The sequence below is a fragment of the Pseudarthrobacter sp. alpha12b genome (assembly GCF_054130495.1).
In genome coordinates this window covers 1251009-1277426 of record NZ_CP196746.1, presented here as the reverse complement: position 1 = coordinate 1277426, position 26418 = coordinate 1251009, and the positions used below count along the sequence as shown (strand labels likewise).

Sequence of the window (26418 nt, the reverse complement as noted above, 5' to 3'; positions counted from 1 at the left end):
ATGTGATCGGCCGGCAGGCTGCCGCGGGCAACCTGCCGGCCGGAGGACTGCGTAGTCCGGTACTGCCGGACAGCAGCGGTGGTTCTACCGGTCCAGGACGCTGAGGCCGGGGAGTTCCTTGCCCTCGAGGTATTCCAGGCTGGCTCCGCCGCCGGTGGAAATGTGGCCGAACTGGTCATCGCTGAATCCCAGTGTGCGTACCGCGGCAGCCGAATCTCCGCCGCCCACCACGGTGAATCCGTCGGTTTCAGTGAGGGCCTGGGCAATGGCACGGGTGCCTGCAGAGAACGCCTCGAATTCGAAGACACCCATCGGGCCATTCCAGAAGACCGTCCGGGCGCCCTTGATCCGTGCGGAGAAGGCTGCAGCGGTATCGGGGCCAATGTCCAGGCCAATGCCCTGGGCGCCGAAGCTGCTGCCTTCGATGGCGTCGGCAGCAACGGTTTCGTGCCGGGCATCGGCAGCGAACTTCTCTGCCACCACGACGTCCGTGGGAACCACGAATTCCGTGCCGGCGCCGGCTGCGCGCTTCAAGTAGTCCTGGACGACAGGAATCTGGTCCTCTTCAAGGAGGCTTGAAGCAACCTTGTGGCCCTGTGCCGCCAGGAACGTGAAGAGCATGCCGCCGCCCACCAGGATGGTGTCAGCCTTGCCGATCAGGTTGTTGATGACGGCGAGCTTGTCCGAAACCTTGGAACCGCCCAGAACCACCACGTAGGGGCGCTGGGTGTCGGTGGTCAGCTTCTGCAGGACCTCCACCTCGGTGTGCACCAGGTCGCCCTGGTACGACGGCAGCCGGGTGGCGACGTCGTAGACGCTGGCGTGCTTGCGGTGGACCGCGCCGAAGGCGTCATCCACGTAGGCGCCGTTGTCACCGGTGAGGGCCACCAGTTCGTCGGCGAAGGCGCCGCGCTCGGCGTCGTCCTTGCTGGTCTCGCGGGCATCGAAGCGGACGTTCTCGAGCACCAGGGCTTCGCCGTCCTGCAGGGATGCGGCCGCAGCCTTGGCGCCGTCACCGACCGTGTCAGCAGCCAGGGTGACCTTGAAGCCCGCCAGTTCAGCGAGGCGGTCCACTGCGGGACGGAGGGAGTACTTGTCCTCCGGGGCGCCCTTGGGGCGTCCGAGGTGGGCTGTTACCAGCACGCGGGCACCGGCGTCCGTGAGCTTTGACAGCACTGGAAGGGAGGCCTTGATGCGGCCATCGTCAGTGACTGTAGAGCCGTCGAGCGGCACATTCAGGTCACTTCGAACCAGAATGTACCGCCCGCGGACACCTTCAGCGATCAGTTCGTTGAGGGTGTGTGATGTCATGTGTCTAACCCTAGCCCAGCTTGGCTGCCACGAGCTCCGTGAGGTCGACGAGGCGGTTGGAGTAGCCCCATTCGTTGTCATACCAGGAAACAACCTTGACCTGGTTGCCGATGACCTTGGTCAGGCCGGAGTCGAAGATGGAGGAAGCGGGGTCACCGACGATGTCGGAGGACACGATGGGCTCGTCCGTGTAGGTCAGGAAGCCCTGGAGTTCCTCGGATTCGGCGGCACGCTTGAGGGCTGCGTTGACTTCCTCCACCGTGGTCTCGCGGGACACGGTGACGGTGAGGTCGGTGGCAGAGCCGGTGGGCACGGGAACGCGGATGGCGTAGCCGTCCAGCTTGCCCTTGAGCTCGGGCAGGACCAGGCCGATGGCCTTGGCGGCACCCGTGGAGGTGGGAACCATGTTGATGGCGGCGGCGCGTGCACGGCGCAGGTCCTTGTGCGGGCCGTCCTGCAGGTTCTGGTCGGCGGTGTAGGCGTGCACGGTGGTCATGAGGCCGCGTTCGATGCCGAATTCGTCGTTGATCACCTTGGCCAGCGGGCCGAGGCAGTTGGTGGTGCAGGAGGCGTTGGAGATGATGTGGTGCGTGGCGTTGTCGTAGAGGTTGTGGTTGACACCCATCACGATGGTGATGTCCTCGTCCGAGGCGGGAGCGGAGATCAGGACCTTCTTGGCTCCAGCGTCGATGTGCTTCTTCGCGTCGGCTGCCTTGGTGAAGAATCCGGTGGATTCGATGACGATGTCAACGCCCAGTTCGCCCCAGGGGAGGTTGGCGGGATCGCGTTCCGCCAGGACCTTGACCACGTTGCCGTTGACGACGATGTTGCCGTCCTTGACCTCGATGGTTTCCTTCAGGCGGCCCCCGACGGAGTCGTACTTGAAGAGGTGCGCGAGTGCTTCGGGGCTGGTGAGGTCGTTGACTGCAACGATCTCCAGGTCCGCGCCCTGTGCGAGTGCTGCGCGGAAGTAGTTGCGGCCAATGCGGCCAAAGCCGTTGATACCAATACGGGTCGTCACTTTTACAGTCTCCTTGGTGCTTTGAAAAGCACTACTAGTTGAGCGGGCGTTCAAGCCAACTAACAGATCCCGCACGCCATTGGGCAGAGATGATTTACACGGAGGGCGACCAGCCTCATTGCTGAAGGCTAACCGCCTTCCGTGACCTATCTTACGTTTAACTGGGTCCGCCCCCGCAAGTGCGGGGGCGGACGGTCCACATCCCGGCCGGTTTAAGTCAGAATGTGAAGTTTGTTACAGCGATGTATAACGCCGATCACTACGGAAGGGTGATGAGTCCCGTGGCGTTGGCGCGTGCTGCCTCGAAGCGCTGGGCGACGTCCGCCCAGTTCACGATGTTCCAGAACGCCTTGACGTAGTCTGCCTTGACGTTGACGTAGTCCAGGTAGAAGGCGTGCTCCCACATGTCCAGCATCAGCAGCGGGGTGGTGCCCAGCGCGGTGTTGCCCTGCTGGTCGTACAGCTGCTCGATGACCAGGTTGCCGCCAATGGGTTCGTAGGCCAGGAAGCCCCAGCCGGAGCCCTGGAGGCCAAGCGCTGCGGCAGAGAACTGGGCGCGGAACGCGTCGAAGGAGCCGAAGGCGTCGTCGATCGCGGCAGCGAGTTCACCCTCGGGCTTGTCGCCGCCGTCCGGGGAGAGGTTCTTCCAGAACACGGAGTGGTTGATGTGGCCGCCGGTGTGGAACGCGAGGTCCTTGGAGAGCCGGTTGATGTTGGCGAAGTCGCCCTTTTCGCGGGCCTCGGCCAGCTGGGCCAGGGCGTTGTTGGCGCCCGCCACGTAGGTGGCGTGGTGCTTGCTGTGGTGCAACTCCATGATCCGCGCAGAAATGTGCGGTTCGAGGGCGGCGTAATCGTAGCTGAGTTCCGGCAATACGTACTCGGTCACAAAATCCTCCAATATCGTGGACCTCGAGGGCCCGGTTGGTAACTCTCGGATTGTGCATCCGGGCAGCTGGTGCCCGGAATTATTTCTGATTCTATGGGGCGCTTACTCGTCCAGCATTTCAGGCGTCACATTGGCGTCCGTGCCGGGAATGCCCAGGTCAAGGGCACGCTTGTCCGCCATGGCCAGCAGGCGGCGGATCCTGCCCGCGATCGCGTCCTTGGTCATCACGGGGTCGGCAAGCCGCCCCAGCTCGTCAAGGCTTGCCTGCTTGTGCGCCACCCGCAGTTCACCTGCATACTTCAGATGGTCCGGGACATCGTCACCAAGAATTTCCAGTGCCCGGTCCACCCGCGCACCAGCGGCAACGGCTGCCTGCGCAGAGCGGCGCAAGTTGGCGTCATCGAAGTTGGCAAGCCGGTTGGCGGTGGCCCTGACCTCCTTGCGCATCCGGCGTTCCTCCCACACCATCAGTGCGTCGTGGGCACCCATGCGCGTCAGGAGGGCGGCGATGGTGTCGCCGTCACGGATGACCACCCGGTCCACTCCCCTGACCTCGCGGGCCTTGGCCTGGATGTCCAAGCGTCGGGCCGCACCCACCAGGGCCAGGGCCGATTCGGGCCCCGGGCAGGTGACCTCCAAGGACGACGACCGGCCGGGTTCCGTCAGCGAGCCGTGTGCCAGGAACGCTCCCCGCCAGACGGCTTCGGCGTCTGCCGCCGATCCATTGACGACGGCGGATGGCAGGCCGCGTACGGGGCGGCCACGTCCGTCCAGAAGGCCGGTCTGGCGGGCAAGCGCCTCGCCGTCGCGGACCACGCGGACCACGTAGCGGCTGGCGCGCCGGAGACCGCCGGCGGAGACCACGATGATTTCGCTCTGGTGTCCGTAGACCTCGGCGATGGCGGCACGGAGCCTGCGCGCCGTGGATGCCAGGTCGACTTCCGCCTCGATGACGATCCTGCCGGAAATGATGTGCAGTCCCCCGGCGAACCGGAGCATTGCGGAGACTTCAGCCTTGCGCACTGATGACTTCTTGATGTCCAGACGGGACAGTTCTTCCTTGACTGATGCTGTCAGTGCCATGGCACCTTCCTAACTGTTCCCAAAAATGTCCTGGTACGCCGTCGCCAGCCGCAGCGGCTCGTGGACAGGGCGGCGTCCCGACGCCCCTACTTTACCCAAGACCACCTCCGCGCCGATCATGCCGGCGGCCTTCTCGAACTCCTGCCGGTCCGGTACCGACGCGGGATCGGCCAGGACCACGTCCACGCTGAACTCCGGGGCATAGCGCCGGAGGACGTGGAGATGATCGGCCGCCGTCATGCCGGTGGTTTCCTTGGTGTCCGTTGCGAGGTTCATGGTCAGGCAGCGTTTGGCAGGGGTGCTGCACAGTGCCTGCCGCATCTCCGGGAGGAGCAGGTGCGGCAGGACTGACGTGTACCAGGAGCCCGGGCCAAGGACCACCCAGTCCGCCAGTTCGATTGCCGTCAGGGCGTCGGTGCAGGCAGGTGCGGCTTCCGGCAGGAGCCGGACTTCCTCCAGCGAACCGGCCACGGCACAGCGCGCCTGGCCGCGGATGGTCTGCAGGGTGGTGCCGCCGTCCGGACCGGTGACCCGCACATCGCCTTCGATGGTGAGCGGGACGGTGGACATCGGCAGGACCTGGCCGCGGGCACCCAGCAGTGCACCGGCCCACTTGAGCCCGGCGACGGCGTCGCCCAGCAGCTCCCACAATGTGACGATCAGCAGGTTGCCCATGGCATGCTCGTCCAAAGAGCCCCCGGGGCCCTTCCCGGCGAGGAACCGGTGCTGCATGACGTCCCGCCACGTCCGTCCCCAGTCCGTGTCGTCGCAGAGCGCGGACAGGGCCATGCGCAGGTCTCCCGGCGGAAGGACGCCGTACTCCTCGCGCAGACGCCCGGACGAGCCGCCGTCGTCCGCCACTGTGACGACCGCGGTGAGCTCTGAGGTGAGCAGGCGCAGTGCCGACAGCGAGGCCGCCAGGCCGTGCCCGCCGCCCAGCGCCACGACGTTGGGGCCTTTGTCCTGCTGGCCCGAGCCCTTACCGGCGGCTGGCGGCACTAGGGGCAGGGCTCCGGTGAACAGGGCCATTATTCGCGGCCCAGGTCCCGGTGCGCGGTGGTCACCGTGACCCGGGGATACTGGGCAAGTTTCTTGGAAAGTTCCACGGCGACCGCAACGGAGCGGTGCTTGCCGCCCGTGCAGCCGACGGCGATGGTGGCGTAGTGCTTGTTCTCCCTGCGGTACCCCTCCAGGACGGGTTCCAGGGCCAGGACGTAGCGGTCCACGAAGTTTTTGACGCCCTCAGCCTCCAGCACGTAATCGCTGACATCCTTGTCCAGGCCCGTCAGCGGGCGCAGCTGCGGCACCCAGTGGGGGTTGGGGATGAACCTGACGTCGGCCACGTAGTTGGCGTCCACCGGCAGCCCGTACTTGAAGCCGAAGCTCATGACGTTCAGCCTCAGGGCCACCGGGCCGGTCTCAGTGAACAGTTCCGTGATGGCGGTGGCCAGGCCATGGACGTTGTAGTTGGAGGTATCAAGGACGACGTCGGAGCTGTCGCGCAGTTCCTGCAGCAGCTCACGTTCCGCAGCGATGCCGTCAAGGATGCGTCCACCTTCCTGAAGCGGATGGGGGCGCCTTCCCTGTTCGAACCGCCGGACCAGGACGTCGTCGCTGGCGTCGAGGAACAGGACGCGGAAGGTGACGCCGCTGGCCGCGAGTGCGCCCAGCGCCGCGCGGATATCGGCGAAGAGGCCCTTGCTGCGGACGTCGATCACCACCGCAAGCCGGGGAATGGACTGCGGCGCGTGCGACACCAGCTCCGCGAGCGTGCCCAGCATCTGCGGCGGGAGGTTCTCCACGACATACCAGCCGTGGTCCTCCAATGCGTCGGCGGCGGTGCTGCGCCCGGCGCCGGACATTCCGGTGACCACCAGCAGCTCCGCTTCGAGCGGCTTGACGGGCTCCAGCCCATCGTGGCCCGCTCCGGATCCCGCCGTCGTGTCTGCCATGAAGCCTGCCCCGTTTCCTCGTTGTCCCCGGGGCCGCTCTGGCGCTGCCCCGTCCTTTACCCTAGCTAAGTTTCAATGATTTCGCCGGTGGCCATGTTGATCGCCGGCACGGTCACGGCCTCGGGTCCCTCAGCGGCGAAGTGGTTCACGATGGCGCCGGCCAGAGCCGGGCCAATGCCTTTCGCCTGTGCCAGCTCCTCCGCTGTGGCAGCCTTCACGCCCTTGACGGATCCAAAGTGCGCCAGCAGGGCTTTGCGCTTGGAGGCGCCCAGGCCCGGAACGGCGTCCAGCGCCGACACCGTCATCGCCTTGCCGCGCTTTTGCCGGTGGAACGTGATGGCGAAGCGGTGGGCCTCGTCACGAATCCGCTGCAGCAGGTACAGCCCCTGCGAGGTGCGGGGCAGGACCACCGGGAAGTCGCTGTCCGGGAGCCACACTTCCTCCAGGCGCTTGGCCAGCCCCACCACGTAGACATCGTCGATCCCCAGGTCCCTGAGGGCGCGGGCGGCGGCGTTCACCTGGGGCTGGCCGCCATCGACCACCACCAGGTTTGGCGGGTACGCGAACTTGGCCTTGGGCGCCGGGGTGGTGGTGTCGAGCACGGCGGCATCCGGCGCCTCGTCCTGGCCGTCCGCCGCCAGCACTGATTCGTCCACCTGCGCGGACTTGTCCTGGAGGTAATGGCGGAACCGGCGCGTCAGGACGTCGTGCATGGCGGCGGTGTCATCAGAGGCCGCGGGGCCGGTGATGGAGAACTTGCGGTAGTCGGACTTCTTGGGCAGCCCGTCCTCCACCACCACCATGGAGGCCACCACGTTGGTGCCCTGGACGTGGGAGACGTCGAAGCATTCGATCCGGAGCAGGGGGACGGGCAGGTCCAGGGCTTCCTGCAGCTCCTGGAGGGCCTGCGACCTGACGGTGATGTCCCCCGCACGCCGTGTCTTGTGCAGCTTCAGCGCGTGTTCGGCATTTTCGCGCACGGTGGACATCAGCGCCGCCTTGTCCCCGCGCTGCGGCACCCGGATATCCACTTTGGCGCCGCGGATCCCGCCCAGCCATTTGGCCAGGTCTTCCGGGTTGCTGGGCGCCACCGGCACCAGGACTTCGCGGGGCAGCCGGCCATGCGTGTCGCCGTCCTCGCCGTAGACCTGCTGCAGCAGATGTTCCACCAGGTCCGGGGTGGTGAAGTCCTCCACTTTTTCCACCACCCAGCCGCGCTGGCCGCGGATCCTGCCGCCGCGGACGTGGAACACCTGGACGGCCGCTTCCAGTTCGTCTTCGTGCAGGGCGAAGACGTCGGCGTCGGTGTCTTCGGACAGCACTACGGCGTTCCGTTCAAACACCTTCCGCAGCGCCGTGATATCGTCGCGCAGCCGTGCGGCGTGCTCGTAGTCGAGTTTCGCCACGGCGCCGGCCATCTGCTTTTCCAGCTTGTTGATGAACCTCGTGGCCTCACCGCCCATGAAGGCGCAGAAATCGTCGGCCAGTGCCCTGTGGTCCTCCGGCGAGATCCGCCCCACGCACGGCGCGGAGCACTTATCGATGTAGCCCAGCAGGCAGGGCCGTCCGCTGGCCTCTGCCCGTTTGAAGACGCCGGGGCTGCAGCTCCGGACAGGGAAGACGCGGAGCAGGGTGTCCATGGTTTCCCGGATGGCGCCGGCGGTGTAGGGGCCGAAGTACCGGGTCCCCTTCCGCTTGTCCCCCCGCATGACCTGGACCCGGGGGTACTTTTCGCTCATGGTCACGGCCAGGTAGGGATAGGTTTTGTCATCCCGGAACACCACGTTGAAGCGCGGCTTGAATTCTTTGATCCAGGTGTATTCCAGCTGCAGCGACTCGAGTTCGCTGCCCACCACGGTCCACTCGACGCTGCTGGCCGCGTGGACCATCGCATGGGTCTTCGGCAGCAGCCCCGCCGGATTGGCGAAGTAGGAGTTCAGCCGGGACCGGAGGCTTTTGGCTTTGCCTACATAGATGACCCGGCCGTGCGGGTCACGGAACCGGTAGACGCCCGGATTGGTGGGGATTTCACCAGTCTTGGGCCGGTAACTTGCTGGATTTGCCACCTATCAAGTCTACTGAGTCCCGCCGGGTCTTCTTGCCAGCTGGCTATTCTGCAACCTTGCTCTGGTTGTAGCTGGCGGAGCGTTCCTGGCCGCTGAGTTCGGCGATCGCATCCATGATCCGGTCCGTGACTTCCCGGCGTGCGGGCAGTGAGTGGTCCGGCCCGGTCTTGTCGAAGTACAGCGGCTCCCCCACCTTCATGGTGAAGTGCTGCGGCCTGACCCCTTTTTCGCCGGCCCGCTGGAGCTTCTCGGTCCCGATCAGGCCTACGGGAATGACGGGTGCACCGGTGGTGAGCGCCAGCCAGCCCACGCCGGTGCGTCCCCGGTAAAGGATGCCGTCGCGGGAGCGGGTTCCCTCCGGGTAGATGCCGATGCCGCGGCCGGACTCCAAAATGTCCAGCAGGGTCTTGAGTGCCTGGACGCTGGCGGCCTGCTCGCCGCGCTCCACCGGGATGGAGCCCACGGATTCGAAGAACGCCTTCATGACCTTGCCCTTGACGCCGCCGGTAGTGAAGTATTCGGCTTTGGCAAAGAAAGCGACCGGCCGCGGCATCAGTGCCTGCACGATCACACTGTCAAAGAAGGACAGGTGGTTGGGTGCCACGATAAAGGGGCCATCGGAGGGGACATTTTCGAGTCCGACGACGGTGGGCCGGCAGGTGCCGGAAATCAGGTTGCGCGTGGTCCAGCGGACGGCATCAAACATTTCCATCATTGCTCACCCCACTCATTGCCGCAGCGTGGACGGACTGCAGCCGCTCGATGACCGCCACCAGTTCCTCATGGGTGCTGACGACGGCCACAGAACCGGCTTCTTCCAGCTCCCCGTCCGGGGCGAACCCCCAGGCAACGCCGATGCAGTCCAGTCCGTTCGCGATCGCGCCGGACACGTCCTGCGCACGGTCCCCCACCATGATGGCGTGCCGCGTGTCCAGGTCCCTCAAAGCTGCGGCGATGATCTGTGTCTTACCCAGCGGGACGCCCTCCACGGCCGCTTCGTCATCGGCGGACCCGTGGATGCCGTGGAAGAGTCCGTCGATGCCGTGATGCGCCAGCACTTTGTGCGCGAGCCGCTGCGGCTTTTGCGTGGCTACAGCCACGCGCCGTCCCGCCGCCGCGAACGATTCCAGGATCTCCCGGACGCCCGGGTACAGCCGGCTCTGGGCAATACCCGTGGCCACGTAGTGTTCGCGATAGCGGCGGACCACCTCTTCCAGGTGGTCCGCCGGCACCTTTGCCACATTGAGCAGGGAATCGCTCAGCTTGGGGCCGATCATCGCATCGAGCAGGTCCTGGCCGGGAACCGGGAGGCCCAGCCCGCGGAGCGCTGAGGCAATCCCCTCAGTTATTCCACCGGCCGGATCGACAAGAGTGCCGTCCAGGTCAAAGATCACGGGCACTGTTGTTGAAGTCACCGGGTTAGTTTCTCACGACAGCAGGAGTGCCTGAAACTCGCATTCCCGGGAAGGAATACTTTGGTGTAATTTCCTCTGGTCAGCCGAGTATTTCGGCCAGGAACTTCCCGGTGTGGCTGGTGCTGGACTTGGCCACCTGCTCCGGCGTTCCGGCCGCGACGATCTGGCCGCCGCCCGATCCGCCATCCGGTCCGAGGTCCACCAGCCAGTCGGCACTCTTGATGACGTCGAGGTTGTGCTCGATGGTGATCACCGTGTTGCCTTTGTCCACCAGCCCCTGCAGGACCATGAGCAGCTTCCGGATGTCTTCGAAGTGCAGGCCCGTGGTGGGCTCGTCCAGGACATAGATGCTGCGGCCGTTGGACCGCTTCTGCAGTTCTGCCGCGAGCTTGACCCGTTGCGCCTCGCCGCCGGAGAGGGTGGTGGCAGGTTGTCCCAGGCGGACGTAGCCAAGTCCCACGTCCACCAGGGTGTTCAGGTGGCGTGCGATGGGTGAGAACGCAGCGAAGAACTCCGCGCCCTCCTCGATGGGCATGTTGAGGACGTCGGCGATGGTCTTCCCCTTGTAGTGCACCTCCAGGGTTTCCCGGTTGTAGCGGGCCCCGTGGCACACTTCGCACGGAACATACACGTCCGGCAGGAAGTTCATCTCGATCTTCAGCGTGCCGTCACCCGAGCATGCCTCGCAGCGGCCGCCCTTGACGTTGAAGGAGAACCGCCCCGGAAGGTAGCCGCGCACCTTGGCCTCGGTGGTCTCGGCAAAGAGCTTGCGGATGTTGTCGAAGACACCCGTGTATGTGGCCGGGTTGGATCGCGGCGTACGGCCGATGGGGCTTTGGTCCACGTGGACCACCTTGTCCAGGTGCTCCAGGCCCTGGACCGTTTTGTGCCGCCCGGCCACCTGCTTGGCCCCGTTGAGCTTGTTCGCCAGCACTTTGTAAAGGATCTCGTTGACGAGTGTGGACTTGCCCGAACCGCTCACGCCGGTCACCGCGGTGAACAAACCCAATGGGAAGGCTGCGTCGACGTTCACGAGGTTGTTCTCCCGTGCGCCCACCACCTTGATTTCGCGCTTCTTGTCGTACTTGCGGCGCTTCTTGGGTACCTCGATGGCCTTGCGGCCGGACAGGTAGTCGCCGGTCAGGGATTCCCTGTTGTCCAGCAACTCCTTGTAGGTCCCCGAATGGACCACCTGGCCGCCGTGCTCGCCGGCGCCGGGTCCAATGTCCACGATCCAGTCGGCCACGTGGATGGTGTCCTCGTCGTGCTCGACGACGATGAGGGTGTTTCCCATGTCGCGGAGCCGCGTGAGGGTTTCGATCAGCCGGCGGTTGTCCCGCTGGTGCAGGCCGATGGAGGGTTCGTCGAGGACGTAGAGCACGCCCACCAGGCCCGAGCCGATTTGGGTGGCGAGCCTGATGCGCTGCGCTTCGCCGCCGGAGAGGGTGGCGGACGGGCGCTCGAGGTTGAGGTATTCCAGGCCGACGTCCAAGAGGAAGGTCAGGCGGGCCTGGATTTCCTTGAGGACCTGATGGGCGATCTGGGCTTCGCGTCCGGTCAGCACCAGGTTGTTCAGGAACTCCGCGCAGTCCCGCATGGGCAGGGCCGCCACCTCGGCGATTGACTTGCCATTGATCAACACCGAAAGGGATGCCGGGTTGAGGCGTGCGCCGTTGCAGGAGGGGCAGGGAACCTGCCGCATGTACTCCTCATAGCGGTCGCGGGCCCAGTCGGAATCGGTTTCGCCGTGCTTGCGGTGGACGTACTGGATGGCGCCTTCGAACCCGGTGCTGTACTTGCGTTCGCGGCCAAAGCGGTTGCGGTACTGCACTACAACTTTGTGGTCCTTGCCGTGCAGGATGGTTTGGCGCACATCCTTGCCCAGTTTCTCCCAGGGCGTGGACATGGAAAATCCCACTTCCTTCGCCAGGCCTTCGAGGAGCCGGTTCCAGTACTCAGTGGTGGCGGTGCCCAGCGACCAGGGGGCGATGGCGCCCTCGGACAGTGACAGTTCCGGGTTGGGAACGATCAGCTCCTCATCCACCTCAAGGCGGGTGCCGATGCCGCTGCAGGCCGCGCAGGCGCCGAAGGGGTTGTTGAACGAGAAGGAGCGGGGCTCGATCTCGTCAATGGCGAGGGGGTGTTCGTTGGGGCATGCGAGGTTCTCCGAGAACGCCCGGATCCGTTCGGGCGCATCGGCTTCAAGGTCCACGAATTCGGCCAGGACCCGGCCCTCGGACAGCCCAAGGGCTGTTTCGATGGAGTCGGTGAGCCGCTGGCTGATGCCTTCCTTGACCACCAGGCGGTCCACCACCACTTCAATGGTGTGCTTGAACTGCTTGCCCAGCTTGGGGGGATCACTCAACTGGACCAGGTTGCCGTCCACCCGCGCCCGGGAGTAACCCTTGGCAGTGAGTTCCTTGAAGAGGTCCACGAACTCGCCCTTGCGTCCGCGCACCACAGGCGCGAGGACCTGGAAACGAGTGCCCTCATCGAGTTCAAGGAGCTGGTCCACGATTTGCTGCGGCGTCTGCTTGGACACCGGCTCACCGCACACCGGGCAATGCGGCCTGCCGACACGCGCCCACAACAGACGCATGTAGTCGTAGATTTCGGTGATGGTGCCCACCGTGGACCGCGGGTTCTTGCTGGTGGATTTCTGGTCGATGGAGACCGCCGGGGAGAGGCCTTCGATGAAGTCGACGTCCGGTTTGTCCACCTGGCCCAGGAACTGGCGCGCGTAGGCGGACAGAGATTCAACGTACCGCCGCTGGCCTTCGGCAAAGATGGTGTCGAATGCCAGGGAAGACTTGCCGGATCCCGAGAGGCCGGTGAAGACGATCATGGCATCGCGCGGCAGATCGAGGTCCACATTGCGCAGGTTGTGCTCCCGCGCGCCCTTCACCACGAGGCGGGAGAGGTCCGGACGCTGCGGGGCGGCAGCGGAGGGGACGGCGAGGGAAGTGGAGAGGGCAGGGGTTTCTTCAGCTACGGCTTTAGGCACCCCACTATGCTAATCGAAAACTCTTTCGAACATTCACGGTTCCGCCCTCAGGGAACATCGTAGGCGGCGGCCAGGAGCTTCACCGCTTCGGCGAAGCTGGCCCCTTGGGATTTGGCGACGGCGGCGTACGCGGCGGCAGCGTCAGACAGGCCTCCCAGCCTCTCATCCCGGGCCGAAACCACTGTCCCGTTCCGCCCGCGGGTGGCGACGATGCCGGCCGCTTCCAGCTCCTTGTACGCCCTGGCCACGGTGTGGGGGGCGACGTCGAGTTTCTCTGCAAGGGCACGCACTGCGGGCAGCCTGGTGCCGGGCGCCAGTGCACCATTGTCAGCCAGGTGGATGACCTGGAGCCGCAGCTGCTCGAAGAGCGCAACGCTGCTGGCCGGGTTGGGCCGCCATGATCCGGGAAAGTCCCCTTCCGCACTCACAGGCCGCCCTCCAGGACCCCGGCCCGGCCGTCCCGTTCGGCAAACTGGGCGTTGTATAGCTTCGCGTAGTAGCTGTTGGCGGCCAGCAGGCTTCCATGCGTGCCCTGCTCGACGATCCGTCCGTGGTCCATGACGAGAATTAGATCAGCGTTCCGGATAGTGGACAAACGGTGGGCGATCATGAAGCTGGTCCGTCCATCGCGCAGCCGCTGCATGGCTTGTCGGATGAGCAGTTCCGTCCTGGAATCCACGGAACTGGTTGCTTCGTCCAGCACCAGGACGGCCCGCCCGGCAAGCTGCGCCCTGGCGATGGTGAGGAGTTGCCGCTGCCCCTGGCTGAGCGGCTCGCCCCCGTTCTCCAGCACCGTGTCGTAGCCGTGCGGCAAGGACCTGATGAAGCGGTCCGCGTGGGTGGCCTCCGCAGCGGCAACAATGGCCGCTTCCGGCGCGTCAGGCAGGCCATAGGCGATGTTTTCGCGGATGCTGCCATCAAAAAGCCAGGAATCCTGGAGCACCACGCCGAACTGTGCCCGCAGGTGATCCCGGGGAATTGCCGCGATGTCGCGGCCGCCCATGGTGATCCGGCCGGATGAAGGCTCCAGGAACCGCATGAGGAGGTTCACCACGGTGCTCTTGCCCGCGCCGGTGTGTCCCACGATGGCTACTGCCTGGCCCGGTTCCACGGCGAACGTGAGGTTCCGGACGGCCGGGACGGATCCGGGGTAGCCGAACGTGACGTCGTGGAAGACAATCCGCCCGCCGGCCGGTATGGCGGCACCGCGCGCTTCGGGCTCCTGCAGGTCTTCGCCGGCATCAAGGAGTACAAAGACCCTGGCGGCCGATGCTGCGCAGGACTGCATGACATTCAGCAGCCCGCCAATCTGCCCCACCGGCTGGGTGAACAACCGGCTGAACTGGATGAAGGCCTGGACTCCGCCGATGGTCATGGCCCCCGCGATGACCTGAAGGGCTCCAACCACCGCAACGGCTATGTAGTTGAGGTTGGACATCAGCACCATCAGCGGCTGGACCACCCCGGCTGAGTACTGTGCTTTGGCGGCCGCCCGGGCCAGGCGTCCGTTGCTGCGGCTGAAGACGTCCGCCGCCTGTTCCTGCCGGCCGAAGGCCTTGATGACTTCGTGGCCGCTGATGAATTCCTCCACGTGACCGTTGAGTTCGCCGGTCTCCTTCCACTGCCGGGCGAAATGCTCCTGGGACCGCCTGGCCACCAGGACGGTGATCAACGTGGAGACGGGGACAGTGGCAATGGCAATGGCTGCGAGCAACGGTGAGATCCACAGCATCATGGCCAGCGAGCCGCACAGCATCAGGACGGACACGATCAGTTGCGTCAGGACCTGGTTCAGCGCCTGGGCGATGTTGTCGATGTCGTTGGTGGCACGGCTCAGCACGTCACCGCGGGAGCGTGCCCGGAAGTACGTGGAAGGGAGCCGGTGCAGCTTGTCCTCCACCGACGCGCGCAGGCCATACATGAGCCCCTGCACGGCGCGGGCCGTCAGCGCACCCTGGACCCAGTTGAACAGGGAAGCGAAGAGGTACATCAGGGCCACCGCCGCCAGCAGGACCCCGAGGCGTTGATCCAGGCTGCCCTGGAAGACGCCCTCCACCACCACGTCGGTGGCGTCCCCCAGGTACTTGGGGGACGCAACGTTCAGGACTGCGAAGGCGCAGGTGGCTCCGATAGCTCCGAGCATCTGCAGCCGGAAGGGCCGCAGGAGGCCAAGGAGCCGGCGGGCCGTCGGCCAGAACCTGTAGGCCGTTCCCCCGGCCTCTTCCCCTGCCGTCACAGGGTGCCGTCCAGCGCAAGCTGCGATTCGGCAATTTCGCGGTAGGTGGCGGACGCTTCCAGCAACTCCCGGTGCGTTCCCTGGGCGACGAGGTGGCCGTCGTCGAGCACCAGGATGAGGTCTGCGTCCTCCACTGCTGAAATGCGTTCAGCCACGATGATGACCGTGGCGGCGGCGAGCACCTGGCCCAGGGCATTCCGCAGCCTGGTGTCCGTGTCGTAGTCGAGGGCGGAGAAGCTGTCGTCAAAAAGGTAGAGGGGTGCCTTGCGCAACAGGGCCCTGGCGATGCACAGCCTCTGCCGCTGCCCGCCTGACAGGCTGGCACCTCCCTGGCCGACTGGGGTGGCCAGCCCAAGCGGGAGGTCCCGCATGAACCGCATGGTCTGCGCCGTCTCCAGGGCAGCCCAAAGTTCCTCGTCCGTCGCCCCGGGGGCGGCCATCCGGAGGTTGTCCGCGATTGTCCCGGTGAACAGGTGGGAATGCTGGGGCACAATGGCCATGGCTGCGCGGAGCTGGTCCAGTGGCAGGTCCCGGATGTCCTGGCCGGCAAGGGTGATGCGGCCCTTGGTGGGGTCCAGGAAACGCGGGATCAGGTTCAGCAGCGTGGTCTTGCCGCTGCCGGTCGAGCCAACGATTGCGGTGGTGGTACCGGGAGCGGCGGTAAAGCTGATGTCTGCAAGTACCGGCGCTTCCGCTCCCGGATAGGAGAAGTTAACGCCCTGGAAGGCCAAGGTTGCCGGCTGCGCCCCGTCCAGCCGGACGTGCGGCGGCTGGGCTGAACTGCGGACGGAGGGCTCGGTGTCCAGGACCGCCTGGATGCGTTCGGCACACACAGAGGCGCGCGGCGCCGTCATCAGGACGTACATCGACATCATGATCGCCAGCAGGATCTGCATGATGTAGGCGATGAACGCCGTAAGCGCACCGACGTTCATCAAGCCGGCCTGGATGCGGTGGCCGCCGAACCACACCACAGCCACCGAACTGGTGTTGACCACCAGCATGATCATCGGCAACATCCCGGCGACCAGGAGCGCCGACCGGAGGTTGTTGGCCGTCAAGCCGGCGTTGGTCGCCGCGAACCGCCGCACTTCGTGGCCCTGGCGCACGAAGGCTCGGATCACATCCACACCGATGATCTGCTCGCGCAGGATGCCGCCTGACCGGTCCAGAAGGTCCTGGCCGTCCCGATAGAGCGGAATGAGACGGCGGATGATCAGGTACATGATCAGGAGGAGCAGGGGCACGATGACGATCACCACCACGGACAGCGCCACATCCTGCTGGAGGGCCAGGACGATCCCGCCGATGCCCATGGCGGGCCCGGCAAAGAGCATGGTGAAGACAAGCACGGCGAACGCCTGGATCTGCTGGACATCGTTCGTGGCGCGCGTGGTCAGGCTCTGGGTGCCGAACAGGGCCACATCCTGGGAGGACAGCGACTGGATCCGGGTGAAGACCTCAGCCCGCAGGCGGTGCCCGATCCTCATGGCAACCACCGCGCCCAGGTAGCCCGCCGCGATGGCCGACGCCGCCTGAACCACTGCGATAGCGGCCATGAGCACGCCGAGCCGTGAAATCACGTCGGGCTTGCCCGCCACAATTCCGTCATCGATGATGGCGGCGTTCACTGTGGGCAGCAGCAGGTTTGCCGCCGCCTGTACCAATTGGAGGAGAACGATCGCCCATACGTGCGCGCGTTGGCCGGCAAGCTGCCGCCTCATGAGTCCGACCAGCAAAATACCCCCTGTAAATGCCTACGGCCGAAGATGGGGCCAGCGGCTTGACCCCTAAAGCACAGTGGCCATTGTAAGCCACATCACTTTCCGGCGCTGTCACGCCCTGTGACGGGCTGGAAAACAAGGCGGCCGAGCCCTCGGCTACCCTGCCTTGCGGCCCACGGCGAAGATCCGCCGGAAGGGGAAAACCGTGCCGTGGACCCCCTGGGGGTAGGCCTCCCGGAGGGCAGCCGCGTACTCCGATTCAAAACGCTTGGCGTCATCGTCGCCAAGGACGCCCAATACCGGCCGCAGTGCCGTGCCCCGGACCCACTCCAGGACGGGGTCCGGCCCCTGCAGGACCTGCTGGTAACTGGTCTCCCATGCATCCGCCGCACAGCCGGCGTCGAGCAGGATGCCCAGGTAGTCCCCTGGCTCCCCCACCGATTCTCCGCCCCGCAGCACCCCGCCCAGCTTGGCGGCCCAGCGGTCCGACGCCGCGAGCTCGCGCATCAGCGAATGCGAGGGCGCGTTGAAATTACCCGGCACCTGCATGGCAAACCAGGAACCCGGCCGGAGGGCTTCCAGCCACCTGCGTATCAATACCTGGTGTCCCGGAACCCACTGCAGCGCTGCGTTGCTCACCACAACGTCCGTCTCCGGAGAGGGCATCCAGCCGGCGATGTCGGCACGTTCAAACGTCAGGGAGCGGACTTCGCCGGCGAGGGGTGCTGCCTTTGCCAGCATTTGCGCCGATGAATCCAGGCCCACCACCTGGGCGCCGGGCCAGCGTTCGGCCAGGGTGGCCGTGAGGTTTCCCGGCCCGCAGCCAAGGTCGACCACCCGCGCGGGCCGGTCGGCATGGATCCGGGCGGTGAGGTCGAAGAATGGCCGGCTCCGGTAGTCGCCAAACCGGATGTACTTGGCGGGGTCCCATTTCATGAATTTCTCCAGGTTTCTGACGCGCACACGGGCAAGGCGTAGCCTAACCCGGACGGAGCGGCCTCTCCGCCCATTACGCGGGCACTAAGGTTGAAGTCAATGAAACTCGTTGACCAGCTGAGCGATCTGTCCGCCCCCAACGCCGCCGCCGTCGACCCCGACGACCTCTATGCCCGGTTTGTGGAGTGGACGGACAGCCGGGGCCTGTCCCTGTACCCGGCCCAGGACGAGGCAATCATGGAGCTGGCAACGGGCGCCAACGTTATCCTGGCCACGCCAACGGGCTCCGGAAAGTCGCTGGTGGCAATCGCCGCGCACTTCCAGGCCATGGCCCAGGGGCGGCGGAGCTACTACACGGCGCCGATCAAGGCCCTGGTATCCGAAAAGTTCTTTGCGCTCTGCGAGATCTTCGGGGCGGAGAACGTGGGCATGATCACCGGTGACTCCGGGGTCAACCAGGATGCGCCCATCATCTGCTGCACCGCCGAGATCCTGGCCAACATCGCATTGCGGGAGGGCTCCGCAGCGGAGCTCGGCGCAGTGATCATGGATGAGTTCCACTTTTACTCCGACCCGCAGCGCGGATGGGCCTGGCAGGTCCCCCTCCTGGAGCTTCCGCAGGCACAGTTCCTGCTCATGTCCGCCACCCTGGGTGACGTCACCCGGTTCGAGGAAGGCATGACGGCGCTGACGGGCCGCGCCACCACCACGGTGAGTTCGGCGGAGCGGCCCATTCCGCTGCACTACTACTACCACCAGACTCCGGTCCACGAGACGCTGGAGGAGTTGCTGTCCACCCGGCAGGTGCCGGTCTACGTGGTGCACTTCAGCCAGCTTGAGGCGATCGACCGCGCCCAGAACCTGATGAGCATCAACGTGTGCACCCGGGAAGAAAAGGACAAGATCGCGGAGCTCATTGCCAACTTCCGGTTCGCCGCCGGGTTCGGCAAGACACTTAACCGGCTGGTGCGCCATGGCATCGGCGTGCACCACGCCGGCATGCTGCCCAAGTACCGCCGGCTGGTGGAACAGCTTGCACAGGCGGGCCTCCTGAAGGTGATCTGCGGCACGGACACGCTGGGCGTGGGCATCAACGTTCCCATCCGCACCGTGCTGCTCACCGCCTTGAGCAAGTACGACGGCGTCCGCACCCGCCTGCTCAACTCACGCGAGTTCCACCAGATAGCGGGCCGGGCCGGCCGGGCGGGCTACGACACCGCCGGGACAGTGGTGGTGCAGGCACCCGAGCACGTGGTCGAAAACGTCAAGGCAATGGCGAAGGCCACGGCCAAGTTCGGCGACGACCAGAAGAAGCTCCGCCAGGTGGTGAAGAAAAAGCCGCCCGAAGGATTTGTTTCCTGGGGTGAGCCCACCTTCAAGCGGCTGGTGGAATCTGTTCCGGACCCCCTGACGTCCAGCTTCACGGTCACGCATGCCATGCTGATGAACCTGATGGAACGGCCCGGCGACCCGTTCGCCGCGGCCAGGCGGCTGCTGACCGAAAACCACGAACCGCGCTCCTCCCAGCTGCGGCTCATGAAGAAGGCTTTGGGGATCTACCGGGAACTGCTCGCCGCCGAGGTCATCGAGCGCATCCCGCCGGAGGAACAGGGGCCCGACGGGCGCACCGTCCGGCTGACCGTCCACCTGCAGCCCAACTTCGCCCTGAACCAGCCGCTCTCCCCCTTCGCCCTTGCCGCACTGGAGCTCCTTGACCCGGAGTCGCCGTCGTACGCCCTGGACGTGGTGTCCGTGATCGAGGCGACCTTGGAGAAACCGCGGCAGATCCTGTCGGCCCAGCAAAAGAAGGCGCGCGGGGAGGCCGTGGCCGCCATGAAGGCCGACGGCATCGAGTATGACCAGCGGATGGCAATGCTGGACGAGGTCACCTACCCCCAGCCGCTGGCGGAAATCCTGGGCGAGGCCTTCGAGGTGTACCGGAAGGCTGCGCCGTGGGTTGGCGACTTTGAGCTGGCGCCCAAGTCCGTGGTCCGGGACATGTACCAGCGCGCCATGAACTTTGGCGAATTTGTCCAGTTCTACGGCCTGGCCAGGTCCGAGGGCATCGTGCTGCGGTACCTCGCCGACGCCTTCAAGGCGCTGCGCCAAACCGTCCCGCAGGACATGCTGCGGGAGGACCTGGCGGACCTGACCGCCTGGCTGGGTGAACTGGTGCGGCAGGTGGACTCCAGCCTCCTGGACGAGTGGGAGGAGCTAACCTCCGGAGCGGCACCCACGCCGCACGACGCACCGCCGCCCCCGCCGCCGTCGCTCACCTCCAACATCCGCGCCTTCCGGGTGATGGTGCGCAACGAGATGTTCCGCCGCGTGGAGCTGTTCGCCGACGAGGACGCCACCGCGCTGGGAGAGCTCGACGGCGGCTCCGGCTGGGGTGCCGAACGCTGGGAAGACGCGCTGGACGACTACTTCGACGAACACGACGACATCGGGACCGGACCGGATGCACGGGGCCCGGGCCTGCTCATCATCACCGAGGGACCCGGGACCTGGAAGGTCCGCCAGATCTTCGATGACCCGGCGGGCAACCATGACTGGGGTATCTCGGCGGAGGTGGACTTGGCGGACTCGGATGAAACCGGTACGGCGGTGGTCCGGGTAACTGACGTGAACCGGCTCTAGGGTGGACCGGCGGTAAGCTCGGACCATGAGTGTGATCCGGCCTGCGACCCCCGACGACATACCCCACATCCTCCGGATGATCCATGAACTGGCGCATTACGAGAAGGAACCCGACGCCGTCCGGAACACACCGGAAATGCTGGAGCACGCCCTGTTCGGCGCAAGCCCGCGCGTGTTTGCTGCCATGGCCGAAAACGCGGCAGGCGGCGTGCAGGGCTTTGCGCTGTGGTTCCTGAACTACTCCACGTGGGAGGGTGTCCACGGGATCTACTTGGAAGACCTTTACGTCAGCCCGGAAGCCCGCGGCGAAGGGCACGGCAAGGCCCTGCTGCAGCACCTTGCCGCGATCGCCGTCGAGAACGGCTACGCACGCGTGGAATGGAGTGTGCTGGACTGGAACGAGCCCTCCATCAACTTCTACCGGCGCCTTGGTGCCCGCCCCATGGACGGCTGGTCCACGTTCCGGCTCACCGGCGAGGCATTGGACCAGTTCGGCCGTGCAGCCTCCCGCGGCCCCCTTTCCGCTCCTGCCCGTGGCTGACGTGCGCCGGGGCGCGGCTCCCGTCACCGGGCACGAGATCAGGGCAAGGCACGAGTTCCGTGGCATGCGCACGGTGGAACATTACTTCACGGTGCCCCTGGACCATTTCGCGCCGCCCGACGGTTCGGCGGAAACCATCACCGTTTTCGCGCGGGAGTACGTGTCTGCGGCGCACAGCGAGGAGGCAGCCGCAGGACTGCCCTGGCTCCTCTTCCTGCAGGGCGGCCCCGGCGGGCGCGGCAACAGGTGGGGTTCCCTGGGTGGCTGGAGCAAAGCCGCAGCGCAGGACTTCCGCATTTTGATGCTGGACCAACGCGGCACCGGGCTCTCGACACCCCTTGACCGCAACACCCTGCCCGGCCGCGGATCCGCGGCCGAACAGGCGGCCTACCTGGAGCACTTCAGGGCCGACTCGATCGTGGCGGATGCGGAGCTGATCCGCCGTACCCTGGACTCCCCTGCCTGGACCATCTACGGCCAGAGCTATGGCGGCTTCTGCGCCCTGACCTATCTGTCCTTCGCGCCGGAGGGGCTGCGGGAGGTGCTGATCACCGGCGGCCTGGCACCTCTCGCCGGCAGCGCGGACGACGTGTATCGGGCCACCTATCAGCGCGTAGCGGCCCGGAACGACGAATACTTCGGCTGGTACCCGGAGGACCGGGACACGGTGGAGCGCATTGCCCGCCACCTGCACTGCACACCGGAGTTCCTGCCCGACGGCAGTCCCCTCACCGTGGAGCGGCTCCAGATGGCGGGCGCATTCCTGGGCGGAAACACCAGGGTGGACAGCCTGCACTACCTGCTGGAGGACGCTTTCGTGGACACCGGCGGCGGCCCCAGGCTTTCGGACACGTTCCTGGAGCAACTCCACAATGTGGTCTCCCGCCGCTCCAATCCGCTGTATGCGCTCATGCACGAATCCATCTACGGCCAGGAGGAGGCCACCAACTGGTCTGCCTGGCGGATGCTCGGCGAAAACCCCTGGTTCAGGCCGGACGCCGAGCCGCTGCTGCTGACCGGCGAAATGGTGTACCCGTGGTACTTCGAGCAGGACCCGGCGCTCCAGCCGCTGTGGGAAGTGGCGGACCTGCTGGCCGCCAAGCAGGACTGGAAACCGCTCTACGACCCGGAGGTGCTGGCTGCCAACACAGTTCCCGTGGCCGCGGCCGTCTATTCGGACGATATCTACGTGGACCGGGACCTTTCCCTGCGGACGGCAGCTGCGGTGCGCGGGCTGCAGGTCTGGGAGACTGCCGACTTCCATCATGACGGTATCGCCGACGACGGTGAGAGGATCTTCGCCCGCCTGCTGGGGATGGCCCGTTCAGGCGGCCGCTGACTGCCGGTGTGATGTCCGGGTGACGAGGGCGGCCGCCAGGACGGCCGCCCCGACGGTTCCGCCGAGCAGGTTCAGGCCGAGGTATCCGGCTACGCCCAGGACCAGCCCGGACACCGCGCCTCCGACGGCACCTGCGGCGCCCATCAGCATGTCGGAGACGCCCTGCACAGCCACCCGGGCTTGCTGGCCTGCGCTTTCGGCCAGCAGCGTGGATCCTGAAATCGTCGCCGCAGACCATCCCATTCCCAGCAGGACCAGTCCTGCGGCCACCGCGCCGGTTGAGGACTGCCCGAATCCGGCAATAGCCACGGCTGCGATCAGCAGCGTGAACCCGATCATGATGGTCTCTATCCTGCCTGCCCTGTCGGTCAGCCAGCCCATGACCGGGGAGAGCGCGAACATCCCGGCGATGTGCAGCGAGATGGTAAACCCGATGATGACCAGCACATCTCCCCCGGCTACGTGCCCTGCATGCTGGCCCGGTCCCTCCACCAGGCGCTGCAGGTGCAGCGGCGTCATGGACATTACACCCACCATCACCGCGTGGGCTGCCACGATACCGGTGACCGCCAGCATCGCCAGCCGGGAGCTGCGGATGGCCCGCAGTCCGCGGCCGAGCGACCCCCGGCCGCCCGCTGCTGGCTCCTGGGTCCCTTCCCGGGAGGTGCCTTGCGTATAGGCACCGGCTGGAGCGGCGCCGGGCGGCACTTCCCCTTCCCTTGGCACTTCCACAACGGCGTGGTTGGCGGCGGCAAGCCGGCGTGACAGCAGCAGCGGGTCCGGGCGAAGACCGGCGAACAGGAGCACGGCGGCGATGAGGAGTCCAGCCCCTGAGATCACGAACGGACCCGCAATGGGCGGCAGGCCCAGCGCAGTCCCCACGGCCGTACCGGGCTGAATCAGGTTGGGGCCGGCCACGGCGCCGACCGTAACCGCCCAGACCACCGTGGACAACGCCCGCCCGCGGTGCTCGGCGGCAGCGAGATCCACCGCCGCAAACCTCGCCTGCAGGCTCGCTGCCGTGCCTATGCCGATCCCTGCTGATCCCAGGACCAGCAGGATGAAGAGCCCGGAGACAACTGCCAGCACCATGAGGACGGCCCCTGCCAAAGCTGCCGAGAGGCCGGCCACCTGGCCCGCGCGGCGTCCACGCCGCTCGGCCAGCGATGCCAGCGGCAGCGCTGCAGCCGCGGCCCCCAGCGTCATCACCGTGGCCACTGAACCCGCCCAGGCGCTGGAACCCGAGAGTTCCACGGCCAGGATGGAACCAATGGACACGGTTGATCCCGTCCCGAGTCCACCAAACACCTGGGCCACGCTCAAGAGCAAAACGGTGCGCCGCTGCACTTGGCGTGCGCCCTGATCCATCACCAGTGTACGGGCCATGAGGCGAGCATAGTCCTGCGCCGGCGCATGCCACAGGGGTTGCAAACCCAAGCATCCTGCGGGGGCTTAAATGGGTAATCCCGGCCGCTCAAGCGGCCGGGATTACCGGGTTTCGAAAGGAATGGTGCGCGCCTACTCGGCGTCGCTGTGGCTCTTTCGGGCGTCTTCCTCGAGGCGGGGATCCACCTTGGCGGCCTGGGCCTTGGAGCTGAGCAGGCTGGCGACCACGGCGATGATGATGGTGCCCACGATGACGGCGAGCGACACGAAGGTGGGAATCTCAGGCGCCCACTCGATGTGGCGTCCACCGTTGATGAAGGGCAGCTCGTTGACGTGCATGGCGTGCAGGACAAGCTTCACCCCAATGAAGGCCAGAATGAAGGACAGGGCGTGCTTGAGGTAGATCAGCCGGTTCATCAGGCCCCCCAGCAGGAAGTACAGCTGTCGCAGGCCCATCAGGGCGAACAGGTTGGCGGTGAAGACAATGAAGGGGCTCTGGGTCAGGCCGAAGATCGCCGGGATGGAGTCCACCGCGAACAACAGGTCCGTGAGGCCGATGGTAATGAAGACGATCACCATGGGGGTGAAGACCTTCTTGCCGTTGACCACGGTACGCAACTTGCCGCCGTCGAACTTCTCCGACATGGGGATGACCTTACGGATCCTGGCAATCAGCGGGTTCTCGCGGTCTTCTTCCTCTTCACCCTCGTCCTGTGCCTGCTTCCAGGCCGTCCACAGCAGGAACGCGCCGAAGATGTAGAACACCCAGCTGAACTGTTCGATGACGATGGCGCCGAGCAGGATAAAGATGCCGCGCAGGATGAGCGCGATGATGATGCCCACCATCAATACTTCCTGCTGGTATTTCCGGGGGACGGAGAACCTGGCCATGATGATGATGAAGACGAACAGGTTGTCGATGCTCAGGCTGTACTCGGTCACCCAGCCGGCGACGAACTGGCTGCCGAATTCCGGTCCGGTAAACGCGAACATGGCCCCGGCGAAGGCCAGGGCAAGGGTGACGTAGAAGGCCACCCACAGACCGGCTTCCTTCATGGACGGTTCATGCGGCCGCCGCACCACCAGGAGGAGATCGATCAGGAGAATCAGGCCGAGGACGACAAACGAGCCAACCTCGAACCATACGGGCAAATCGAGCACAGGGCAGCCTTTCGCAGGGTACACAAAAATGGTGTAAGTCTCTCCGGCCTGCCTGTGCACTTGGTGCTGATGTGGCGGCCCGCTACGCCCGGCCGGGCAACTGTGCCCTGCGTGTTGACGATCGTAGCGCTTGGGATACTCCCCTACGTGCTAATAACTCTACCCCAGGCGGATACCTGGCGACGCCCGGGCCAGACGCAGGATAGCGTTTTCCTCCAGCCATTGACGCGTGCGGTCTGCGCTTGGAATAATCGCTCGCAACGAGAAAGCGGTTTCTCGTCCCACCTGGTCTAACTTTCAGAAAGTCAGGGTCAATGAAGACTTCTCTTCGCACTGGCATGGTGCTTAAGGCGCTCGCCGCGGCCGCCACCGTAACCATGCTTGCTACCGGCTGCTCCCCCGCTTCCTCCGGAGACAGCGGCGGAAACGTCACCGTCCGCTTTACCTGGTGGGGCAATGACCTGCGCAACAAGCAGACGCAGCAGGTGATCGACGCATTCCAGGCCTCGCATCCCAACATCAAGATCCAGGCCGAGCCGGGCGTGTGGAGCAGCTACTGGGACAAACTGGCCACCACCACCGCTGCCAACGATTCTCCCGACGTGATCCAGATGGACCAGGCCTACATCGCAGAATACGGCGGCCGGGGTGCGCTGCTGGACCTGTCCAAGCAAAGCAACATCGACACATCCAAAATCGACCAGGACGCCCTGAAGTCCGGGCAGGTCAGCGGCAAGCAGTACGGCCTGAGCACCGGACAGAACGCCAAGGCCGTGATGATCAACACCAAGACGTTCCAGGATTACGGCGTTCCCATCCCTGACGACAAGACCTGGACCTGGGATGACTACACCAAGACTGCCGCCCAGATCGCCGCAGCAGCGGCGAAGGCCGGCCAGACCAATTACGGCAGTTCCTACTCCCTGACGGACTCCGACCTGAACACGTGGGCGATGCAGCATGGTGAGTCGCTGTACTCTTCTGATGGCGGGCTTGGCTTCAAGGAAGCCACCGCTACATCCTTCTTCCAGAACGTGTTGAACCTGCGCAACCAGGGAGCGGCCCCGCCGGCCAACATCGCCACCGAGGACATCAGCGCCCCTGTTGAACAGACCTTGTTTGCGACCGGCAAGACCGCGATGTCCTGGTGGTGGACCAATCAGGTCAACGCACTCCAGTCCGCGTTGAAGACCGACGTGAAGATCCTCCGGGCCCCCAGTTCCACCGGCAGCGCCAAGGACAACGGCATGTCCTACAAGCCGTCCATGTTCTGGTCTGTTTCCTCCCGCAGCAAGCACCCGAAGGAGGCCGCTGAGGTCGTCAACTACATGCTCAACAACCTGGATTCGGCCAAGACGATCCTGACAGAGCGCGGCTTCCCCACCAACTCTGAGGTCCAAACGGCAATCGACCCGCTGCTGACGCCAGCGGACAAGGCCGCGGCGGCCTTCCTGAAGGACATCAAACCGGACCTGAAGAGCGGTCCGCCCGTCCCCCCAACCGGCTCTTCCGGGGTGCAGGCACTGATCCAGCGTTACAGCACCGACGTCCTCTTCGACCGCAAGTCCCCCTCTGACGCAGCCAAGGGCCTGATGCAGGAAGCACAAGGCATGATCGACTCGGCGAGGAAGTAGGCAGCAGCACAGCACCTGAATGCGCGCGGCGGGCACCTCCCGGCTAGGGGGTGTCCGCCGCTTCCTTGTGCGGGCCGCACCTG

20 protein-coding genes are annotated in these 26418 nt (G+C 65.5%); 4 read left to right on the top strand and 16 right to left on the bottom strand.

Features of this window, described 5'->3' with window-relative positions; translation table 11 throughout:
* Positions 1-84: 84 nt before the first annotated feature.
* The 14 genes from ACTAQI_RS05665 to ACTAQI_RS05600 form a co-directional block, all read right to left on the bottom strand.
* Positions 85-1311 carry a phosphoglycerate kinase gene (locus ACTAQI_RS05665; protein ID WP_457950105.1) on the bottom strand — a complete coding sequence of 409 codons (1227 nt, stop codon included), beginning with the start codon at positions 1309-1311 and terminating at the stop codon, positions 85-87.
* A 10-nt stretch (positions 1312-1321) separates the two neighbouring features.
* On the bottom strand, positions 1322-2332 hold the full coding sequence (gene gap / locus ACTAQI_RS05660; protein WP_457950104.1) for a type I glyceraldehyde-3-phosphate dehydrogenase: 1011 nt from the start codon (positions 2330-2332) through the stop codon (positions 1322-1324).
* A 259-nt stretch (positions 2333-2591) separates the two neighbouring features.
* A complete protein-coding gene (locus ACTAQI_RS05655; protein ID WP_306631207.1) occupies positions 2592-3218 on the bottom strand; it encodes a superoxide dismutase in 627 nt (208 codons plus the stop codon).
* 102 nt (positions 3219-3320) lie between these two features.
* Positions 3321-4301 (bottom strand): DNA-binding protein WhiA, encoded by a 981-nt coding sequence (gene whiA / locus ACTAQI_RS05650; RefSeq protein WP_015937022.1) that lies wholly within the window; start codon positions 4299-4301, stop codon positions 3321-3323.
* A gap of 9 nt (positions 4302-4310) precedes the next feature.
* Positions 4311-5330 carry a gluconeogenesis factor YvcK family protein gene (locus tag ACTAQI_RS05645; protein ID WP_457950103.1) on the bottom strand — a complete coding sequence of 340 codons (1020 nt, stop codon included), beginning with the start codon at positions 5328-5330 and terminating at the stop codon, positions 4311-4313.
* Positions 5330-6253 (bottom strand): RNase adapter RapZ, encoded by a 924-nt coding sequence (gene rapZ, locus ACTAQI_RS05640; protein WP_457950102.1) that lies wholly within the window; start codon positions 6251-6253, stop codon positions 5330-5332. Before rapZ ends, ACTAQI_RS05645 begins: the two co-directional genes overlap by 1 nt.
* Before the next feature lie 65 nt (positions 6254-6318).
* Positions 6319-8319 carry an excinuclease ABC subunit UvrC gene (uvrC, locus tag ACTAQI_RS05635; RefSeq protein ID WP_457950101.1) on the bottom strand — a complete coding sequence of 667 codons (2001 nt, stop codon included), beginning with the start codon at positions 8317-8319 and terminating at the stop codon, positions 6319-6321.
* 43 nt (positions 8320-8362) lie between these two features.
* On the bottom strand, positions 8363-9031 hold the full coding sequence (locus ACTAQI_RS05630) for a lysophospholipid acyltransferase family protein (protein ID WP_457950998.1): 669 nt from the start codon (positions 9029-9031) through the stop codon (positions 8363-8365).
* The gene (locus ACTAQI_RS05625) at positions 9018-9734 is read right to left on the bottom strand and encodes an HAD hydrolase-like protein (RefSeq protein WP_457950100.1); all 717 of its coding nucleotides are present in this window, start codon (positions 9732-9734) and stop codon (positions 9018-9020) included. Before ACTAQI_RS05625 ends, ACTAQI_RS05630 begins: the two co-directional genes overlap by 14 nt.
* 79 nt (positions 9735-9813) lie before the next feature.
* Entirely contained in the window at positions 9814-12738 is a 2925-nt protein-coding gene (gene uvrA / locus ACTAQI_RS05620) for an excinuclease ABC subunit UvrA (protein ID WP_457950099.1), read from the bottom strand.
* Positions 12739-12785: 47 nt separating this feature from the next.
* The gene (locus ACTAQI_RS05615; protein WP_457950098.1) at positions 12786-13166 is read right to left on the bottom strand and encodes a GntR family transcriptional regulator; all 381 of its coding nucleotides are present in this window, start codon (positions 13164-13166) and stop codon (positions 12786-12788) included.
* Complete coding sequence (locus tag ACTAQI_RS05610; RefSeq protein WP_457950097.1) at positions 13163-14974, bottom strand: ABC transporter ATP-binding protein; 1812 nt, start codon at positions 14972-14974, stop codon at positions 13163-13165. Before ACTAQI_RS05610 ends, ACTAQI_RS05615 begins: the two co-directional genes overlap by 4 nt.
* Entirely contained in the window at positions 14971-16698 is a 1728-nt protein-coding gene (locus ACTAQI_RS05605; RefSeq protein ID WP_457950096.1) for an ABC transporter ATP-binding protein, read from the bottom strand. The genes ACTAQI_RS05610 and ACTAQI_RS05605 overlap by 4 nt, the downstream gene beginning before the upstream one ends.
* Before the next feature lie 156 nt (positions 16699-16854).
* Positions 16855-17634, bottom strand: a complete 780-nt coding sequence (locus tag ACTAQI_RS05600; RefSeq protein ID WP_457950095.1) for a trans-aconitate 2-methyltransferase — start codon at positions 17632-17634, stop codon at positions 16855-16857.
* A gap of 99 nt (positions 17635-17733) precedes the next feature.
* Here ACTAQI_RS05600 and ACTAQI_RS05595 point away from each other — a divergent pair, with 99 nt between their 5' ends.
* The 3 genes from ACTAQI_RS05595 to ACTAQI_RS05585 all read left to right on the top strand — a co-directional run bounded on the left by ACTAQI_RS05595 (position 17734) and on the right by ACTAQI_RS05585 (position 22154).
* On the top strand, positions 17734-20274 hold the full coding sequence (locus ACTAQI_RS05595) for a DEAD/DEAH box helicase (protein WP_457950094.1): 2541 nt from the start codon (positions 17734-17736) through the stop codon (positions 20272-20274).
* 25 nt (positions 20275-20299) lie between these two features.
* Positions 20300-20815, top strand: a complete 516-nt coding sequence (locus ACTAQI_RS05590) for an N-acetyltransferase family protein (protein WP_457950093.1) — start codon at positions 20300-20302, stop codon at positions 20813-20815.
* A 64-nt stretch (positions 20816-20879) separates the two neighbouring features.
* Positions 20880-22154: an alpha/beta fold hydrolase gene (locus ACTAQI_RS05585; RefSeq protein WP_457950997.1), complete on the top strand. Its 1275-nt coding sequence runs from the start codon at positions 20880-20882 to the stop codon at positions 22152-22154.
* Here the strand turns inward: ACTAQI_RS05585 and ACTAQI_RS05580 are convergent.
* A complete protein-coding gene (locus ACTAQI_RS05580; RefSeq protein ID WP_457950092.1) occupies positions 22140-23540 on the bottom strand; it encodes an MFS transporter in 1401 nt (466 codons plus the stop codon). The two genes, ACTAQI_RS05585 and ACTAQI_RS05580, sit on opposite strands and share 15 nt — an antisense overlap.
* Positions 23541-23672: 132 nt before the next feature.
* Positions 23673-24701 (bottom strand): TerC family protein, encoded by a 1029-nt coding sequence (locus tag ACTAQI_RS05575; protein WP_457950091.1) that lies wholly within the window; start codon positions 24699-24701, stop codon positions 23673-23675.
* 314 nt (positions 24702-25015) lie between these two features.
* Between ACTAQI_RS05575 and ACTAQI_RS05570 the strand changes: the two genes are divergently transcribed.
* Positions 25016-26335, top strand: a complete 1320-nt coding sequence (locus ACTAQI_RS05570; protein WP_457950090.1) for an ABC transporter substrate-binding protein — start codon at positions 25016-25018, stop codon at positions 26333-26335.
* Positions 26336-26418: the final 83 nt, after the last annotated feature.

Excerpts from the sequence above, each read along its gene's own strand:
- ACTAQI_RS05665 (WP_457950105.1), bottom strand. The coding sequence starts at position 1,311 with ATGACATCACACACCCTCAACGAACTGATCGCTGAAGGTGTCCGCGGG.
- whiA (WP_015937022.1), bottom strand. The coding sequence starts at position 4,301 with ATGGCACTGACAGCATCAGTCAAGGAAGAACTGTCCCGTCTGGACATC.
- ACTAQI_RS05645 (WP_457950103.1), bottom strand. The coding sequence starts at position 5,330 with ATGGCCCTGTTCACCGGAGCCCTGCCCCTAGTGCCGCCAGCCGCCGGT.
- rapZ (WP_457950102.1), bottom strand. The coding sequence starts at position 6,253 with ATGGCAGACACGACGGCGGGATCCGGAGCGGGCCACGATGGGCTGGAG.
- ACTAQI_RS05630 (WP_457950998.1), bottom strand. The coding sequence starts at position 9,031 with ATGGAAATGTTTGATGCCGTCCGCTGGACCACGCGCAACCTGATTTCC.
- ACTAQI_RS05605 (WP_457950096.1), bottom strand. The coding sequence starts at position 16,698 with ATGAGGCGGCAGCTTGCCGGCCAACGCGCGCACGTATGGGCGATCGTT.
- ACTAQI_RS05600 (WP_457950095.1), bottom strand. The coding sequence starts at position 17,634 with ATGAAATGGGACCCCGCCAAGTACATCCGGTTTGGCGACTACCGGAGC.
- ACTAQI_RS05595 (WP_457950094.1), top strand. The coding sequence starts at position 17,734 with ATGAAACTCGTTGACCAGCTGAGCGATCTGTCCGCCCCCAACGCCGCC.
- ACTAQI_RS05590 (WP_457950093.1), top strand. The coding sequence starts at position 20,300 with ATGAGTGTGATCCGGCCTGCGACCCCCGACGACATACCCCACATCCTC.
- ACTAQI_RS05585 (WP_457950997.1), top strand. The coding sequence starts at position 20,880 with ATGCGCACGGTGGAACATTACTTCACGGTGCCCCTGGACCATTTCGCG.
- ACTAQI_RS05580 (WP_457950092.1), bottom strand. The coding sequence starts at position 23,540 with ATGGCCCGTACACTGGTGATGGATCAGGGCGCACGCCAAGTGCAGCGG.
- ACTAQI_RS05570 (WP_457950090.1), top strand. The coding sequence starts at position 25,016 with ATGAAGACTTCTCTTCGCACTGGCATGGTGCTTAAGGCGCTCGCCGCG.